Source organism: Verrucomicrobiota bacterium JB022, from assembly GCA_030673845.1.
GTDB lineage: Bacteria > Verrucomicrobiota > Verrucomicrobiia > Opitutales > Oceanipulchritudinaceae > WOUP01.
The window spans coordinates 1-16735 of sequence record JAUTCQ010000019.1 but is presented as its reverse complement, the minus strand read 5'-3'; the positions used below and the strand labels follow the sequence as shown (position 1 = coordinate 16735).

Annotated in this window: 15 protein-coding genes; 5 read left to right on the top strand and 10 right to left on the bottom strand. The window is 59.1% G+C overall.

The genetic code is table 11. The features are described from left to right. The first annotated feature begins 2 nt into the window (after positions 1–2). From Q7P63_15120 to Q7P63_15105, 4 genes are read left to right on the top strand one after another with little or no spacing between them, the layout of a single operon-like run. Positions 3–698, top strand: a complete 696-nt coding sequence (locus Q7P63_15120; protein ID MDP0501423.1) for a hypothetical protein — start codon at positions 3–5, stop codon at positions 696–698. Then, complete coding sequence (locus Q7P63_15115; GenBank protein ID MDP0501422.1) at positions 695–880, top strand: hypothetical protein; 186 nt, start codon at positions 695–697, stop codon at positions 878–880. Before Q7P63_15120 ends, Q7P63_15115 begins: the two co-directional genes overlap by 4 nt. A 3-nt stretch (positions 881–883) precedes the next feature. Next, complete coding sequence (rsmI, locus tag Q7P63_15110) at positions 884–1609, top strand: 16S rRNA (cytidine(1402)-2'-O)-methyltransferase (GenBank protein MDP0501421.1); 726 nt, start codon at positions 884–886, stop codon at positions 1607–1609. Next, complete coding sequence (locus Q7P63_15105; GenBank protein MDP0501420.1) at positions 1606–2544, top strand: phosphatase; 939 nt, start codon at positions 1606–1608, stop codon at positions 2542–2544. Before rsmI ends, Q7P63_15105 begins: the two co-directional genes overlap by 4 nt. Here Q7P63_15105 and Q7P63_15100 read toward each other — a convergent pair. From Q7P63_15100 to lpxK, 5 genes are all read right to left on the bottom strand, one after another. Continuing rightward, entirely contained in the window at positions 2541–3479 is a 939-nt protein-coding gene (locus Q7P63_15100; protein ID MDP0501419.1) for an RluA family pseudouridine synthase, read from the bottom strand. The two genes, Q7P63_15105 and Q7P63_15100, sit on opposite strands and share 4 nt — an antisense overlap. Before the next feature lie 3 nt (positions 3480–3482). Then, positions 3483–4493 carry an adenosine deaminase gene (locus tag Q7P63_15095; GenBank protein ID MDP0501418.1) on the bottom strand — a complete coding sequence of 337 codons (1011 nt, stop codon included), beginning with the start codon at positions 4491–4493 and terminating at the stop codon, positions 3483–3485. Positions 4494–4505: 12 nt separating this feature from the next. Next, positions 4506–5624: an aminopeptidase gene (locus Q7P63_15090; GenBank protein MDP0501417.1), complete on the bottom strand. Its 1119-nt coding sequence runs from the start codon at positions 5622–5624 to the stop codon at positions 4506–4508. Between the two features lie 19 nt (positions 5625–5643). Then, complete coding sequence (locus Q7P63_15085) at positions 5644–6867, bottom strand: nucleoside monophosphate kinase (protein MDP0501416.1); 1224 nt, start codon at positions 6865–6867, stop codon at positions 5644–5646. Between the two features lie 82 nt (positions 6868–6949). Then, positions 6950–8185, bottom strand: coding sequence for a tetraacyldisaccharide 4'-kinase (lpxK, locus tag Q7P63_15080; protein MDP0501415.1), 1236 nt, complete (start codon positions 8183–8185; stop codon positions 6950–6952). Between the two features lie 306 nt (positions 8186–8491). Here lpxK and Q7P63_15075 point away from each other — a divergent pair, with 306 nt between their 5' ends. Next, positions 8492–9619: an IS5 family transposase gene (locus tag Q7P63_15075; GenBank protein ID MDP0501414.1), complete on the top strand. Its 1128-nt coding sequence runs from the start codon at positions 8492–8494 to the stop codon at positions 9617–9619. A 93-nt stretch (positions 9620–9712) separates the two neighbouring features. Here Q7P63_15075 and Q7P63_15070 read toward each other — a convergent pair whose 3' ends face one another. The 5 genes from Q7P63_15070 to Q7P63_15050 all read right to left on the bottom strand — a co-directional run. After that, entirely contained in the window at positions 9713–10615 is a 903-nt protein-coding gene (locus Q7P63_15070; protein ID MDP0501413.1) for a hypothetical protein, read from the bottom strand. Beyond that, positions 10612–12279 (bottom strand): AAA family ATPase, encoded by a 1668-nt coding sequence (locus tag Q7P63_15065; protein ID MDP0501412.1) that lies wholly within the window; start codon positions 12277–12279, stop codon positions 10612–10614. The genes Q7P63_15070 and Q7P63_15065 overlap by 4 nt, the downstream gene beginning before the upstream one ends. 6 nt (positions 12280–12285) lie before the next feature. Then, the gene (locus tag Q7P63_15060; protein MDP0501411.1) at positions 12286–14283 is read right to left on the bottom strand and encodes a restriction endonuclease subunit S; all 1998 of its coding nucleotides are present in this window, start codon (positions 14281–14283) and stop codon (positions 12286–12288) included. Further along, positions 14280–16028: a class I SAM-dependent DNA methyltransferase gene (locus tag Q7P63_15055; protein MDP0501410.1), complete on the bottom strand. Its 1749-nt coding sequence runs from the start codon at positions 16026–16028 to the stop codon at positions 14280–14282. The genes Q7P63_15060 and Q7P63_15055 overlap by 4 nt, the downstream gene beginning before the upstream one ends. Positions 16029–16031: 3 nt before the next feature. Further along, a partial coding sequence (locus tag Q7P63_15050; protein ID MDP0501409.1) for a type I restriction-modification enzyme R subunit C-terminal domain-containing protein occupies positions 16032–16735 on the bottom strand: 704 nt, incomplete at its 5' end.

Below are 16735 nucleotides of genomic sequence, written 5' to 3'. Positions count from 1 at the left end.
GCATGAACGGAACGGGCTGGCTCACCGGAGTCATATCGGGCTTTGCCTTGCTGGCCCTTTCCGTCGCGGTCGTACAGTCCGAGCGCCTGCGCGCGGCCCACGTCGAGCAGGCCGCACTGGTCGAGCGCGAAAACCAGGCCCTGCACCTGCAAACCCAGTTGCAGGAAGCGCTCAACCAAAGCCGTCGGGAGCAGGAGCGCCAGACCCGACAACTGGCATCCTCGGAAGCTGATCTGATCGAGGCCAAGACCCGCCAGGCAGCCTTGACCGGCGACGTCGCTCGCCTGCAGCGCGAACTCGAAACCGCGCATGCGAGCCTGAAGCAGCGCGAGACGGATCTGGCCGACCGTGAGTTGCGCCTTGTCCGCCTCCGTAGCGAATTGGATCTGCGAGCCGCCGCACCCCTGCCGGCACCAGCGCCCGCCCCAGTGATTCAAGCTACTCCAGCTCCGGTTACGTTGCCCGAGTGCACGGTACTGGCCCGCTCGGCCAACGGCAAAATAATCGCTCTTGCCAACCCTCAAGAGCGTTATTTCTCGGTCGATAACACCTACCTGCTTCAGCTGCCGGACGGTCGCGCCCTCCGCTTTCACACCACCCGCTTGGCACCCGATGCCGCCTTGGGCTGGATCGAGCCACAAGAGCTAAGCTACGCGCTTGATCCCGGACTGAAATTAACTTTGAATCCTCACCCATGAATTTGATCAGCACCTTCTGGTTCTGCTTCCGACTGCTGGCTCTGGGCATCCTGAGCTGGGCCGCCACTGGCTGCGGCTCCCTCACGGGTGAAGACCCGAACATGTCGCCCGTCCCGCACGCCCAGCCAGCAAACTGGGAAGGCCAGGTGCCTGGCTTCAACGGTATGGGCGGCGCCCGCTAACGCGTGGAGCCCGCCACTCAGGAACAGCGGCTACCCCCTGCCCTCTATCTCGTCGGAACCCCGATCGGGAATCGCCAAGAGCTGACGCCGCGCGCGGTAACCGTGCTTGAACAGGCCGATGTGATCGCCTGTGAAGATACGCGCCACGCCCAGCGCCTGCTCTCCAACCTGCAGGTGACGGCCTCGCTGCGGGCCTACCACGAGCACAACGAGCGCGATCAGGCGGACAATCTGGCTGACCTTGTCGCTTCGGGGCAACGCGTGGCTTTGATCACCGACGCCGGTATGCCTGCCATCAGCGATCCCGGCTTTCGTGTCGTGCGCGCCTGCCGCGCCCGGGGCCTGCCCGTTACGCCGATCAGCGGCCCCTGTGCGGCTACGATTGCCTTGGCCGCTTCAGGGCTGCCTACCGATGGCTTTCTCTACCTCGGCTTCCTCCCGCCCAAGACGGCGGCGCGCAAACGCACTTTCGAGCGCTGGCGGGATCTGGAATACACGCTCGTCTTCTACGAATCGACCCACCGGATCGAGAAATTTGTCGACGACGTGATCGCAGTGCTTGGCGCAGACCGTTGCATGGCCATTGGCCGCGAGCTGACCAAGCTGCACGAAACCTTTTACGTCGGGCCCGCCGCCGAGGTGAAGAAAACCCTGCTGGCTGGCAGCCAAAAAGGCGAATTTGTCGTCATGATCGCCAAGGCCGGCTACCAGCTGCAAGACTCTGCATGAAGACCGTCGCCGTCATCGACGTAGGCAGCAACACGATCAAGACCCTTGTCGCCCAACGTGGCGAGCATGGTCGCGTGGAGGCGCGATTTGAGCGCACGCTGGAAGTGCGGATCAGCCAAGGCATTTCCGGGCATCCTCCCCGCCTCCGCCCAGATCGCATTGCCGCCGGGATCGAAGCCGTCAGCGAGCTGCATCGCGATTGGCGCAAACATGGGCCGATCGAGGAGTGCGCCATCGTCGCTACCAGTGCGGTGCGCGACGCCGCCAACGGGGAAGAATTTCTCGGCGGAGTTGAAGAAGCGGTCGGCATTCGCCCAGTAATCCTGACGGGTGACGAAGAGGCCCGCTTCATCGCCGAAGGCATCCGCCAAGACCCCGCGATTGGACCGGAGCTGGAACGTTTCTGCCTCGCCGACCTCGGAGGGGGCAGCCTGGAGATCATCCGCTTTGCCCATGGCCAGATCGACAAGGCAGTAAGCCTGCAACTGGGCTCGGTGCGCCTCTTCGAGGAGTTCCCGCCCGACCCGACAGGCCGCTACCCGGGCTCCATGCTGGATGAGTTGGCCGCCCACGTCCGCCGCGACATCCTGTGCCACGACGTGATCCCTTACGCCCCGCTGGTCGGCACCGGCGGTGGCATGGCCGTAACCCGCGCCATGCTGGCGGGAAAGCGCGGGATCAGCTTTGCCGAAGTGGCCTCTACCGTTTCGCTCGAAGACGTAAAGGAGCTGACGACAGAGCTCTCAGCCATGACCTTTGCCGAGCGCCTTGAAGTGCCGGGGCTGCCGCCGGGCCGCGCCGACATCTTTCCGGTGGCGCTGACGATCTACCGCACGCTGATGGAGCTGGCCCATGCGCCTGCCATCCAGCAGTCGCTCTACAACTTACGCTTCGGTATTGCGTCGCACCTGCTGAAGCACGGCTACTTCCGCTAAGCCCCGCGCAGGGCTCCTTGCAGCGCCTCAAAATCCGCAGGTAACGGTGCCTGCAACACCAGTGGCTCGCCTGTGGTGGGATGCGCGATCCGCAGCTCAGCCGCGTGCAGCATGACGCGCGGAACTTCTATCGCGAACGCGTTCGCGCGGAAGCCGTACATGGGGTCGCCCGCCAACGGATACCCCAAGTGCTGCGCATGGACCCGGATCTGGTGCGTGCGCCCCGTATGGATGTGGAAGCGCACCCGCGCCGCCACTTCGCCGAAAGCCTCTTCGACAAAATAATCCGTCAAAGCGTAGCGGCCATGGTCGACGATTGCCATTTTCTGCCGATGCACCGGGTGGCGGCCAATCGGGGCGTCGATCTTGCCCGCCGTATCGCGAGGCACGCCTTGCACCAGCGCAAGGTAGCGCTTGTCGGTCTGCCGCTCGGCAAACTGGCGGGACAGGGCTTGGTGCGCGCGGTCAGTCTTGGCCATGATGATCACGCCACTGGTCTCGCGGTCGAGGCGGTGCACGATCCCCGGGCGTTCCACGCCGCCAATGCCGCTCAGCTGCCCGCGACAGTGGTGCAAAAGCGCGTGCACGAGTGTATCTTCGCCCGTCCCGGCTCCCGGGTGCACAACCATCCCGGCGGGCTTGTGGATCGCCAGACACTCGGCGTCTTCGTAAATGACATCAAGCGGGATGTCGACCGGGCGCAGCTCCAGCGGGCGCGGCGGCGGCACCGTGTAGGTGATCCAGTCGCCCTCGAGCACCTTGTCTTTCTGACTCAGGGCGGCATCTTCGCGCCAGACAAGACCAGCAGCGAAAAGCTTTTGGACCGCACTCCGGCTCAGGCCCTCGGCCCGTGCGGTCACAGCCTTGTCGGCGCGCTCGCGGTGCAGCTTGGCGTCGACTTGAAACGAAAACTCCTGACCCGCAGCTTCGTCCATGCGCTACTCAGCAAACTCGGCCACCACGTGGTCGATCTGCTCCAGGTAATCGGCCCGCAGCTCTTCTGAAATCAGGGCGACGCGGAAACCGTTTCTGGCGATCTCGCCCAACTGCGGGATCGTGAAACCCAGCTGGTCGTGGAGGGCCGTGTATTCCTCGTGTAGCTGATTGCCGAACGACATTGGATCGTCGGTATTGATCGTGCAGGTCAGCCCCGCATCGAAAAACTGGCGAATCGGGTGATCACGCATGGTTGGCACCACGTCGAGCTTTACGTTGCTGATCGGGCAGACGTCGAGAGCGATGCCGCGTGCCTTCAGGTCGAGCACCAGTTGCGGATCTTCGGCTGAGCGAACACCGTGCTGGATGCGCTGGGCACCCAACTCGTCGACCGCGTAGCGGACGAATTCCGGCCCCGCGAATTCGCCCGCATGCGCCTTGGTAAATTTGCCATGCGCGCGGGCTTTGGCCCAGAGCGGCGGAGCCCAGTCGCCCATCGGATCGGTTTCCTCGCCGTGCAGATCGATCCCGTCGAGGTCGGGCCAGTGCACGCAGTCTTCCAGCCAATCGCGCGTCCGCTCGTTATAGCCCGCGTGGTGGATGCCCATGAAGACGCGCACTTCCATACCCTGCGGCGCGGCATGCTTGATCGCATGCACGATTCCGGGCGCACTGACGCCCAGGAACTCCACGATCCCGGAGGCAAAACTCGTCTCCACATAGCGGACGTGCTGCTCTTCGTAGAGGCGGCGGAAGACGATCTTGGCGGCTTCGTGGTAGCGCTCGGGCGAGATATACCACTGCGTCGCCATCATCAGCAGCTCCTCTTCAAACTCCGCAAAGCTGCGAAACTTGAAGTCGGCCGCCCACGAGCGAGGCGGCTTTGCCCACTGCAACGGGTCCTGACGCTGCAGCAGCTCGAACGGCAAGGCGCCTTCGATGTGCAGGTGCGTTTCGGTCTTGGGCAACGCCTGCAGAAAGGCCTGCAGGCGGGGGCTCGACGGGTTGGCCATGCGTTGGGGCGCTTACTCGGCCAGCAGTTGTTCCGGGTTGAGCGAGCGCAGGTCGTCCGGCACAAAGAGGCCATCCTTACGGATCAGCTCGCCGTCGAAGTAGATCTCGCCGCCGCCGTATTCCGGGCGCTGGATGCACACCAAGTCCCAGTGGACCTGCGAACGGTTCCCGTTGTCGGCAACGCCTTCGTAAGCCTGGCCGGGCGTAAAGTGGAAGCTGCCGGCAATCTTCTCGTCGAAGAGGATGTCGCGCATCGGCTCCAGGATGTGCGGATTGCAACCGAGGGCGAATTCGCCAATGTAGCGCGCGCCTTCGTCGCTGTTGAAGATGTCGAGGAGCTTGGCTTGATTGCCCGCGCAGGTCGCTTCGACAATGCGACCCTTTTCAAAGACGAGTCGCACGTTGTCGAACGACACGCCTTGGTAGACCGTCGGAGCGTTGTACTGGATCACGCCTTCCACGCTGTCCTTGACGGGAGAAGTGAAGACTTCGCCATCGGGGATGTTGTGCGTGCCCACACAGGTCAACGCCTGCAGGCCGTCGATGGAGAAGCGCAAGTCGGTGCCATTGCCCTTGATCTCCACCAGCTTTGCGGCATCCATCCGCGCCTTGAGCGCATTCTGCCCCGGGATCATGCGGGAGTAATCGAGGGTGCAGACGCGGAAGTAAAAGTCTTCGAAGCTCTCGGTGCTGGTCAGCGCCTGCTGCGCCATTCCAGCCGTCGGCCAGCGCAAAACGACCCACTTGGTATGGTTGACGCGGTGGTTGAGCACCGGGCGCATCTTGTTGAGGGCGAGCTTCATGCGGTCGCTCGGCACGTCCGACATCTCGAAGATGTTGTCGGCACCACGCAGGGCAATGTAGGCGTCCATGCCCTGCATGCGCTTCATCTCGATCTCCGCGATGAACTCGTATTGCTCCTCGGTCGCGCCCATCAGCATTTCACGGCTGACGGTAGAGTGATGCAGGCTGACAAAAGGCACGCCGCCCTGCGCCCGCACGGAGCGCACGAGCGCGTGCACCATCCGGTCGGGGATGTCGAAAGCTTCGATCAGCACTTTTTGGCCAGCCTGGAGGCTGACGGAATATTGGACAAGCTGGTCGGCGAGTTGCGCGTAACGGGGGTCCATGGATGTGGAATAGTCGACGTTAATGGCCGCGGCGGATGACCGAGCCTTCAAAGTAGAGGGTGAAGCGGTAAACGGTCTTGCGCCGGGTGTAAATCTTACCGGTCTCGAGATCAATTCGATTGGGGATTTCTTCATGCTGCACGTTGGCGACCGCACGGTAGCCTCGCTCCGAGAAAATATCGAGGAACATTGTGAGCGCCAGCGGGTCTTCGAAAACCGGGTCTTCGGAGAAGATCGTGGCTTGGCCCGAGATCGCGTGCTTGAGCACCACCGGCATCACCTTGTCTTCGATCATGGTGATCACCTGGCGAAACAGTTCCGAGTGCAGCAGCGCGTAGTCGTCGAGACGGGTCACGAGGTCTTGCCGCGCGTGCACCGTGATCGAATCGGCCACCGGGATCTGCGCGATCATGTCGTAGGTGCGCTCTTCCAGCTCCAGCGTGGACTGGTATTTGAGCTCGCGCACGATGTTGCGCTGCACCTCGGCGATCGACTGCTGGGCGTTGATGAAGTGGTAGTGGAAGATCTCCCGCAGCGAGGCGAGGGACTCGTAAGTGATCTCCTTGAACGTGCGGTAGCGGTTGCGCGCGAGGTCGACGCTCAAGTCGGTCTTGCGCACTTCGGAAGACTGCACGTTGTCTTCCCCTGCCGTCCGGGCGCGCTCGGCCGTTTCCATGGCCTTGCGGCCACGCGAGAGCTGACGGTGCACCGACACGGCTTCGTCCACATACAACACGACGATGTGGAAGATCGGCTTGGGGAACTGGTTGCTCAGCTTGGTGCCCAGGAACTGACGACGCAGGTCCATCAAGCGCTGGTAAAAGAGCTTGAGGCTCTCCACCTGCACCTTGGTGCGGGGAAAGCCGTCGACGATGACGCCTGTCTGGCGCTCGGGGCGCAGCAACTCGCGGAGCAGGAGCGAGGTCACTTCACGGTCGCCCACCATCATGCCGGCGTCCTTGAGGCGCTTGGCCTCCGGGCTGTTCAGCAGCTCGCTGACGACGATCGGCTGGGCCGTGAGGCCGCAATACTCCATGATAAAGCTCGTCTGCGTACCTTTGCCGGAGCCCGGGGCACCGTTGAGCCAGAACATCTCGCGCGGGAAGTTGAGGTGCTCTACCCCACCCTTGTCCGACACCAGTTCATTCCAGACAGAGTTGAAGATGAGCTGTGCATCCTTGATCTCGAGGTCAAGTTCCTGATTTTTCTGCGGAGTCGATCGTTGGCCAGTGTGATTCGTCATGAAGAAGAGCAGTAAAGTCCTAAACAGCCAGCCCTAGCGCAAACCGGGCGGTCAGACAAGACCGGAGAGGCGAAAGCGCCATCTAGGCCCGTCGGCGGCGTGTTTGTTGAGGTTCGGGCGGGGCACCGGCCATCGGCCGCACCAGCGATGGGCGGCGGCTGATGCGGTTGACGGCGGCCTCAAAGTCCTCCGCCCCGGCAATGATGGCAATCTCGACCCGCAGGTAATAGACCGGCAGCGGCTGAGCCCAATCGGCCGGGATGCGCACGGCATCCTTTTCGGTGGTGATCAGCCATTCAGCACCAGCGGCAGCAGCTTCGGCATATAGATCTTGGATCTCCTCCTCGCGGAAACGGTGGTGATCGAGGAAGCGGCGTCGCAGCACGATGTTGGCCCCATACTGGTCCACAAACTTCTCGAAACTCTCCGGCACGGCGATCGCGCTGAAGGCGGCGACTTTGTGCCCTTCCAGTTGGTCCAGATCCAGCCGTTCCGAACCATTGAGCGCTTGCAGAAAGCGCGGCTGGTGCGTGCATTCGATCAGTTCGGTATCGGGGCGATGTTGCCGGATCAACGCCTCCAGCTCCGGATCGGCCTTGCCGTCGGATTTGGTGAGAAAAACATAAGAAGCGCGCCGCAGGTGGCTGATCGGCTCGCGCAGGATGCCGCGCGGCAACAGTTGCCCATTACCAAAGGGGTTGCTCTTGTCGATCAGCAGGAGCTGGAAATGGTCCTTGAGGCGAAAATACTGGAAGCCGTCGTCGAGGATCAATGTATCGGCACCAAAGTGCCGGATGGCATAGATACCAGCCTTGACGCGATCCTTGTCAGTTAGTACCACGACGCCCGGCAGGTTTTTGGCCAGCATGAAAGGCTCGTCGCCTGCCACTTCGGAGTCGAGCAGCACCTCCTGGCCATTGCTGACGATACGGGGCGGCTCCGCCTCGGCGTGGGTGAACCAGCGCCACCATTTGTGGTAAAACGGCTCCTTCTTGCTTTTATAGCCCCGGCTGAGAATGGCGACGGTCCGCCCTTTGGCCTGCAGGTGGCGGGCGAGCTTCTCTACCACGGGCGTCTTGCCGGTGCCGCCGACGGTGAGGTTACCCACGACGATGACCTGACAGCCAAGGTGATGCGCGCGCATCAAGCGACGGTCATACAGATGGTAGCGGGCAGATACGATCCCGCGAAAAAGCTGCGACAGGGCTCGCAGAAAGCCGCCCCAAGCCTGCGCCTGCCAGTCGCTCCGTCGATCGTAGATCACATCGACGGTGAAGGCCTCCAGAGCTTCCAGTTTTCGTTTGAGCGCACCTGCCATGATAGCAAACAGCTCATAATCAGACAAAAAAGCGTCTCCCACACAAGGCTCGACCTCGCTTTACGGCACATTTGCAGCGCCTTGAGGCAAGGGACGCCCTTTGAACGCATCCTGATCCATCCTGTTTCGCCCATCCCTTTCACTCAACGGCTCGACTCACGCCGCGCGGGTTAGGCCGTCTAACTGGTCTAGTCTTTCAACTCTCCAAGACTGCAGGCCGCCTCCATCGCTCATCTCAGGGTTCCAGCTTTACCACCCTGCTGAAAAAGTCCTTTTCCGAGTCGGCGTGATGGGTAAGCTGTGGGTATGCGCGGTAAGGTATCGAGACAGCTGGATGCGGTGGCGTTGATCAACCTGGAATCGCTGATTCCGGCGAAGCACCCGATTCGCCGGATCAAGCAGCTGGTGGACGCGGTTTTGGTGGAGCTGGAGGATGAGTTCGAGCAGATGTACGCGGAGCTGGGGCGCCCATCGATTCCGCCGGAGCGGCTGTTGAAGGCGAAGGTGTTGTGCGCGCTTTACAGTGTGCGCAGCGACCGCCAGTTCTGCGAGCGCCTGCGTTACGACCTGCTGTTCCAGTGGTTTTTGGACCTCAACCCGAGCGAGGGTAGTTTCAACGCGTCGACCTTCTCGAAGAATGCGGATCGACTGCTGCATCACCATGCCTCGGAGCTGTTTTTGCTGGAAGTGGTGGAGCTGGCGCGCTCGCACGACTGGATCAGCGACGAGCATTTCAGCGTAGACGGCACGTTGATCGAGGCGTGGGCGAGCATGAAGAGCTTCCGCCCGAAGGATGAAAAGGACGACGAGGGACGCGGCTGCGGTGGCGGCTTTGCGGACTTCAAGGGCGAAAAACGCTCGAACCAGACCCACGAATCGAAGAGCGATCAGGAGGCGAAGCTGCTCAAGAAGAGCGCCGGCAGCGCCGCCAAACTCTGCTTTGGCGCGCATGCGGTGATGGAAAACCGTCACGGGCTCTGCGTGCTCTTCGACGTGCGCTCTGCGGTCGGCAAAGGCTGCACGGAGCACGAAGTCGCGCTGGAGCAACTCGACGAGCTGACGATGCGTGGCTTCGACCCGCGCACCGTCGGGGCGGACCGCGGCTACCATAACCAGCAGTTTGTGCGCGCCTGCCGCGAGCGCGAGATCGCCCCGCACGTGGCGCAGGTCAAGGGCCGCAGGACCTCGGGGCTCGACGGGCGCACCACCCGCCACGCCGGCTACCGCGTCAGCCAACGCATCCGCAAGCGCATCGAAAACCTCTTCGGCTGGATCAAGACAACCGGTGCCTTCCGCAAAACCCGCTACCGCGGCGTCGAACGCACCCACTTCCAGGCCCAACTCGTCGCCGTCACTTGCAACCTCGTGCGCATGGCCAAACTCCTCACCGACTCCACCAGCGATCCGCCCAGATCCACGCTGGCGGCAGGCTAACGCCGCCGCCCTCGCCCCGCGCTACCCAAATCACAACAAATTGCCCGAAAATCGGGCCGGCGATGCTGCGGCAGCTGCATCGCACGTTACTTGTTACTGCCTCAACGTCTGGTCAAAGCGCTTTTTCAGCAGGGTGTTAACATACCATCTCGCATACGCTGACAGAGGCTCTCGCTCGTCCAAGTAGGCTATGATCTGTCGGGCAATTTCGTCCATCTTGCCCCGTGGGGCTTCGTTGACGCCAGGCTTGTAACGCGATTTCTCGATAAGAAATCTATCAATGAGGTCTTTCAGCTTATTAGCCAATTTTCGCCTTTCTTCGGGTAATCTGTCGTAGGTATTGAGCCGAAGCCGTTTAATCGATTCATCCGCACGTTTCCAGTCCCATGACTCTTCATCAGATTCGAGCGGAATTGCGTTCCCATCCTCTTGAAAAGAAATTAGAGCGACATCGCACTGTTTCGTTGGGTCGATTAGGTAGGCGGCTTCCGAGTCCTCGCAGCGGCAATCGAATGTTGAGCAGTTTGAATTCTCATGCAGTGGAAACCAGCCGCCCTTCTTCGAATTCCCAACACTTCCGCAGATCCGGAAGTTGCTGTAATCGAAGGCTAGCCACCAATATCCTTCTCGTTCAGTCCCGTCGATTTCCTTAGCCTGTTTCTTTGGCCTGAAATGCTCGACGTGCCAGTGGTTGTAGACATCTTTGGCTTCGGAGAACCAGCACTTGCCGTGCGAGAGGGCCAACAGCCAGTCCTTCAGCTCGCCCCAGTGATTGCAGTTGTCATCGATGATCTTGTTCCGCGCCTTCAGTTTCTCGGCGACTCCCTCATTGTTCCCAGCAGTCCTAAGCTGCGTGACCTCGCGGTTCAACGCCTCCATCTGCTGCAATAGTTCCGCCGACTTTTTCAGCCATGCCTCCCAGCGACTCTGTGCCCAAGGCGTCCAGCCTTCGAATGCGTCCGTCGGCTTCTTATTCTCGAAGTCGATCCATCTCATTGAGCTTCCTCCTCGGCAAGGATTTGACTGATGATTTCGTCGGCAACCCGATCCTGTTCCGCCTGTTCTTCGGGCGTCAGCACGGATTTGTGGAACTTGGTGTGTAGTGCCATTTTCTCGACAAATTTCGCGTAGTAGGGATCTTTGAAATCTTTCGCGAAACCCAACTCGGCGAGTTCATCGCTCAACCGAGCCATCTCTTCATTTTCCTCGTGCGTGCGCTCATTTCCCTTCGCAAAAAGGTAGTTTCGACGGTCCAAACGCTTGAGCGTTTCGCTGTCCACCGTCGAGCGGAGTCCAAAAAGTTCGCTCTTGAGGAGCCCGGCGAATCCCATTCCGCGAGGGTCGATGTCCGGCTCGCGGACTTCGATGCGTCCCTGGGGCGTCTTGCGGAGAATGCGAACCTGCTCTTTGCGCAGGCTTCCGATCATGATGGGATCGTGAGTGGTGACGAGGAGCTGCGAGTCGCCCATCAGCGTGTCCTTCTGCAGGCTCACCGTTTCCTCGATTTCATCAAAGAAACGGAATTTCCAGAGTGGATTCAGGTGCGTGTCGGGCTCGTCTAGCAGAAAGAGTGACTGATCTTCTTTGGTAAAACGCATCAGACCAAGCACCGTGAGGAGCTGTTGTTCGCCCTCCGAGAGCTGACCAAAGGTGATGTTTCCCTCCACGTCGCGGTGTTTCACGTTGATGCGCACTTCGTCGATCAGGTCGGATATATAGGTGCTCTCCAGATATTTGAAGAAACGCGAAGGTTCGCCGACTTCGCTAGCCAGTTTCTGCAAGGCTTCCTTGTCCGGAACAAACATGTAAAGCAGGTCCTGGTCTTCGGTGCGTCCGCGAAAATCAATGGTCCGGTTCTTGTCGGTGTGATCGATGGGGGCGATGGCAACCTTCCAGAGCTTGTCCAAAAACTCCTGCACAACTCCGACGGAATACCAGAATCGGGGATCTCCTTCGATCAGTCGTTGTTCGCTCAGATCGTCATTGCGGTTCCAATAAGGGCGCTTGAGGACGAACAGGACTGAATCCAGGTCATCGATGCCAAGCTTGTCTAGGATGGCAGCAGTCTGGCTGGCTTCTTCGCTACCGCCCTTGCCTTCATTCAGGAGATAGGCGAGCAGAACAAACTGGCTGTGCACCGTGCGGCAGTAGAAGAGACGCCGGAGCAACTCGTCGTCTCCATCAGTCAATGCCTTATAGAAGCGTTGCTGGTGACGCTGGAAGAGGGCCTCGATCCGGTTGCTACGTCCAGAGTAGTAGGCGAAGACGTGCGACGGCAAGTAGGTCCGGGCGTTGTTCGACAGAAACGAGAGGGCCCGTTTCTTGCATTGGTCGCTGTCCTTGTCCGTAATCCAGGCCTCCCGTTTGTCTCCGGTGGCCTTGATCTCGACGCGGTGCCCGCGCACCCGATACGTCAGCTCGTAATCGAACCCCGTTTTCTCTTTCAGATCGAGGTCGCGGAAGATAGTGACGATGGCCTCGATCAGGTTCGACTTGCCGGAACCGTTTTGCCCGATCACGGCGTAGCTCTTCAATTCGATTGGCTGGCCGTCGCTTTCGCATTCGGGCTTGCCCGAGTCGTCGAGCAGCGTCCGGGTGAAATCAATCTCGAAGTCGCGCAGGTTGCGCCAGTCTTTGATGGTGAGGCGTTCGAGGTGCATGGCGGCTTAATGGATACGATTGCGATTCGCGCCGGTCTTGCTCTCTTCTAGTTCCCGAAATGACGCTTCCTCCGGCTGTTGGATGTAGCCTGCGGCGATCTCCTTTTTGAGCTGCTGGTAGAAATCTTCGATAGCGAGGCCGGAGCGTTGCCAAAGGGTCTTGGCTTCCAGTTTGTCATTGTTGGTGGCCAGCAGGCTGGCGAGCGGGGCGGCCTCCTTGTCATCCGGGTTGGCACGGAGGCAGACCATCGAAATCAGTTCGGTCTTGGGTGCTTTCATCTTTTCAGCTTTCGGTTTGAATTCGGTTCCCGTCAGGGCGCTGACGGCGCTCTGGGCATAGGCGGCGGCCAGCGCCTCGCGGCGGCTCTGCTGCTGCTCCAGCTTGTCGACGAGGGCCATCAGCTCATCCACTTTGGCGACGATGCGGCGCTGTTCGGCGAGGGGTGGGACGGGAATTAGCATGGTTTCCACTCCTCCCACCCTCAAATGCTCCACAAGTGCTCCAATGGGCTTGTCTTGCACTCTGTCCATCATATCAGGGGCCGTTAGGCATATGAGAAGATACGTTCTTAGAATGGTATTTGGGACGACTCGAGCTAGCATCATACGTTGTCCCATGCACACCTTCATTCCTTCTGGGATAATACATGCTTCACCCATCGGAGCTTCTCGGGTAATTAGAATATCTCCAGGCTCTGGTGGGCAACGAGCTGCCCACTTTAGGTAGGTTTCTTTGCTGATGTATTTTCGCTCCTTATCGTTGAGCTCTCCATTCCTGATATTCGTGGTCCTCAAAAGAATGATTCCTTCTTTCGTATAGGGAGCTGTTTTGTTATGGCAGTCCACGACTATTAAACAGCATTGCATTAATGTCGCCCAGCTCCAACCTCCTGGGAGGGTGGGCAAGGCTTGCGGAAGCATTTGTTTTTTTTGCTTTCTCGCTTGAACCTCCGACTCATTGCTATTCGGATAACCCGACTCGAGCAGTTCCTTGCGGACTTTTGCTATTTCACCCAAGAGCTGGGCACCCGTTCCCTCCCGCCCATCCTGCTCCACTAGCTTCCCTTGCACGGCCAGCGAGAGGATGGTTTTGCGGAGTTCTTTGGGGTTGGCGTGGCCGGGTTCTGCGAAACAGGCGCGGAGGGATTCGGGGGTGGGGGTTTCGGTGAAGCGGATGTGTGTGGCTACCACTAACTTGGGCCGCAGCTCGGTGCGCTTCTGTTGCTGCGCTTCTAGCCGGTCACACAAGGCCATCAAGGCATCCACCTTCGCCACAATCCGCTTTTGCTCGGCCAGGGGCGGAAGGGGGAACGGGCGCGTCGCAAAATACTCGGTCGGCAATCGCTTTTGCCCTGCCGTTCCGGTCATCTTAGATTCGCCGAAGGTTCTGAAATAAGGTGACTTTAGGAAAATGTAGACGAAACTGGGTTCGATTCTGGGTAAGAGGCGAACAACATGTAGCTCCGTAGTACCAGCACCGATTCTGGAAGGCAAACCTCGGATAACTGCTGCCTTCCCATTCTCAAAGCAAGGGGTGATCTTCGCCACGACCACATCCTGGTTTTTAAAGTGGGTGTAGCCTTTAGCGATTTGCCCCCAAGTTCTGTTTTCTGGAATTACATCGGCCCCGTGCCTTTCCGATATAGATGCCATGGGGAGGAAAGAGGCCTCTTGAGTATAGTCGGCTTCATTTTTTGGACTGATCTCTCCCAAGTCGACGAGTCGTGACCAGCACCAAGACGCCGGGATTTCTGGCAGATTCTCTGCATAAAGAGCATTACACTTTTCGAGCTTTGGCGAGCGCTTGAATGACTTATTTTCAATACGCCACTTCTTTTCCGCTTCGATTTCTTTTAGTAGGTCTTCTCCAGTTCCGTCTTCTAAAACCTGTTGGGACAAGCGCCCGGTAATAGCGAGGAAGTAGACCATATCCCGCAACTTGACGCTCCCGCCCGGCGCATTCACCACATGGCCGAAGTTTTTCAAAAACACTTCGGGATTCATGCGGAGACATCCCCTTTGAAGTGATGAGCCAACGCGGCAGCCAGTTCGTCGTGGAGCTGCTGCTCTGTCGCAGCGATGTCCTCATTGAGCTTCTGGAGTTTCTTCAGTAGCTGGTTCGGATCGCGTGATTCTTCTTCAGGGGCGCGGGGGTTCTTCAGGTCCAGATTGAAGATAGGCAAGTAGAGGCGGTCTCCGGCGGTCTGGGCATCCTTAGCCTGCTGGCGTAGTGCCTCGAGCTTCGCTTCGGACTCGGCGACGGTATCCTCTAGGGCTGCTTTTTTTGAAGGTTTGGTTGCCCGGCGTAGTTCGAGTTTTTGCACCTTTAGCTGCTCGTTCACGCGATTAGCCTCTGTGCCCAGCTGTTCGGCCTTTGTCCAATGTGGCTGTGCCTTGGCCTCTGCCTCCGCTTTGAGCGCCTTGAAATCGACCTTCCAAGCCTGCTCCGTTTCTACCCGGCTGGCAAAGCCATCGGCCTCGCTACCCCACCATTTCACGATAGGCTCCAGCTCCTCGATCCGCAATGGCTTGGTTTTCGAGTAACTCTTGACGCCTTCTGGGTAGCGGTGCTCGTAATACCAGATCGTCTCCGTCGGCTGCCCCTTAGTAAAGAAGAGCAGATTGGTCTTGATGCCTGTGTAGGGGTTGAAGACGCCGTTGGGCAGGCGAATAACAGTATGGAGGCTGCACTTCTCCAGCAGCATGCGTTTGACCTTTGCCTTAACGCCTTCGCCAAAGAGCGTGCCATCGGGCAACACGACCGCGCCGCGTCCGCCGTCCTTGAGCAGCTTATTAACGATGAGGACGAGAAACATATCCGCCGTTTCTCGCGTCTGCACATCCGAGGGAAAATCGCTGCCCACGCCCTCGCCTTCCATCCCACCGAAGGGTGGATTGGTGATGACACAGTCTACCCGCTCACTGGGCGACCACTCATTCCAGCCGTTGGCCAGGGTGTTGCGGTGCTCGATCATGCTCGGCACCTCAATGCCATGCAGGAGGATGTTCGTTGTGCAGAGCAAGTGGGGCAGCTGCTTCTTCTCAATCCCCCGAATGCACTGGTCAATTGCGCCACGATCATCGGTAGAGGATTTTTCCGTCAGCTGTTGCTTTAGATGATCGATAGTTGCAGTAAGAAAGCCACCTGTGCCGCAGGCAGGGTCCAGCACGGTTTCCCGCAAGTCGAGCCGGGGGTTGACCATACGCACCATGAATTCGGTGACAGCTCGTGGGGTGTAGAATTCGCCCGCATTACCCGCGCTGCGCAGATCTTTCAGAATTTTTTCATAAGCCTGCCCAAGCTGAGCACGCGTATCTGACTCGTGCCATTGGATGACCTCGTCGAGTTTCTCTATCACACCCAGCAGGAGCGTGCCGGATTTCATGTAGTTGTTGGCATCCGCAAAGACCTCATGCACGACTTTCGCGACGGCGTTGCCATCGACGTTGATCTCCTTCAGGCGGGGAAAGACGGTGTTATTGACGTAGGCAGCCAGCTCGTTGGGTGAAATCTGGGGCTTGCCATCCTTGTATTTGGCCCAATTACGCCAGCGACATTCTTCGGGGATGGGCGAGGCATAGACTTCGCCCCGGTCGGCGTAATCATCCTCCCATGACTCTTCACACTGGTCGAAAACTTTTAGGAAAAGCATCCAGGCAAGCTGACCGATGCGCTGAGCGTCTCCATCGACGCCGTCATCCTTGCGCATAATGTCCTGGATGGATTTAATCGTAGCAGACAAATTCATGTACTAAGCAAGATCTTGACTATAAAGGGCTTGTTCTAGGTCCGTAAGGGCGCGTGTCCAGGCTTCATTACCACCGAAGATGGCGCGACGGATGTGTGTTTTGGTGCCCAAATCGCTGAAAGGTGGCAATTCGAGAATTTTGGGATCTTCGATATCCCTGATTCCGTGGTCCGCATATTTTTCGAGCAACGCTTCCAGCACTGCTCGGGCTTCATCCCCATATTTCGTGAAATAGTTGCGTTTGCGCACAATGTTGGCCCGCTCGCGACGGCTCAATGGCGGCTGATCGAAGGCAATGTGCGCCACGAGATCAAATGGGTCCAGCTCCTCGCCCTTGGGAACTGCCTGCGCCAAAACCTCTAACGGTAGTCCTTGCTCTTGTAGTTCGGCGAGGACAGCCTGCTTACGCTCCGCTTCGGTCCAGCGCTTGAGGAAATCATCCATGGAGGCAAACTCCCTCTTGAGCACACTGCGGATTTGCTCCTTAAGATGGATACGAAAGTCTTCTGTAATGAGCTTACCATGCTCGTCTAGCACCCTGCTGAAAAAGCGCTTTGACCAGACGTTGAGGCAGTAACAAGTAACGTGCGATGCAGCTGCCGCAGCATCGCCGGCCCTATTTTCGGGAAATTTGTTGTGATTTGGGTAGCGCGGGGCGTGGGCGGGGGCGTTAGCCTGCCGCCAGCGTGGATCTGGGCGTATCGCTG

Coding starts and splice junctions, on each gene's coding strand:
- Q7P63_15120 (MDP0501423.1), top strand. CDS start 3: ATGAACGGAACGGGCTGGCTCACCGGAGTCATATCGGGCTTTGCCTTG.
- Q7P63_15115 (MDP0501422.1), top strand. CDS start 695: ATGAATTTGATCAGCACCTTCTGGTTCTGCTTCCGACTGCTGGCTCTG.
- Q7P63_15105 (MDP0501420.1), top strand. CDS start 1,606: ATGAAGACCGTCGCCGTCATCGACGTAGGCAGCAACACGATCAAGACC.
- Q7P63_15100 (MDP0501419.1), bottom strand. CDS start 3,479: ATGGACGAAGCTGCGGGTCAGGAGTTTTCGTTTCAAGTCGACGCCAAG.
- Q7P63_15095 (MDP0501418.1), bottom strand. CDS start 4,493: ATGGCCAACCCGTCGAGCCCCCGCCTGCAGGCCTTTCTGCAGGCGTTG.
- Q7P63_15090 (MDP0501417.1), bottom strand. CDS start 5,624: ATGGACCCCCGTTACGCGCAACTCGCCGACCAGCTTGTCCAATATTCC.
- Q7P63_15085 (MDP0501416.1), bottom strand. CDS start 6,867: ATGACGAATCACACTGGCCAACGATCGACTCCGCAGAAAAATCAGGAA.
- lpxK (MDP0501415.1), bottom strand. CDS start 8,185: ATGGCAGGTGCGCTCAAACGAAAACTGGAAGCTCTGGAGGCCTTCACC.
- Q7P63_15075 (MDP0501414.1), top strand. CDS start 8,492: ATGCGCGGTAAGGTATCGAGACAGCTGGATGCGGTGGCGTTGATCAAC.
- Q7P63_15070 (MDP0501413.1), bottom strand. CDS start 10,615: ATGAGATGGATCGACTTCGAGAATAAGAAGCCGACGGACGCATTCGAA.
- Q7P63_15065 (MDP0501412.1), bottom strand. CDS start 12,279: ATGCACCTCGAACGCCTCACCATCAAAGACTGGCGCAACCTGCGCGAC.
- Q7P63_15060 (MDP0501411.1), bottom strand. CDS start 14,283: ATGAATCCCGAAGTGTTTTTGAAAAACTTCGGCCATGTGGTGAATGCG.
- Q7P63_15055 (MDP0501410.1), bottom strand. CDS start 16,028: ATGAATTTGTCTGCTACGATTAAATCCATCCAGGACATTATGCGCAAG.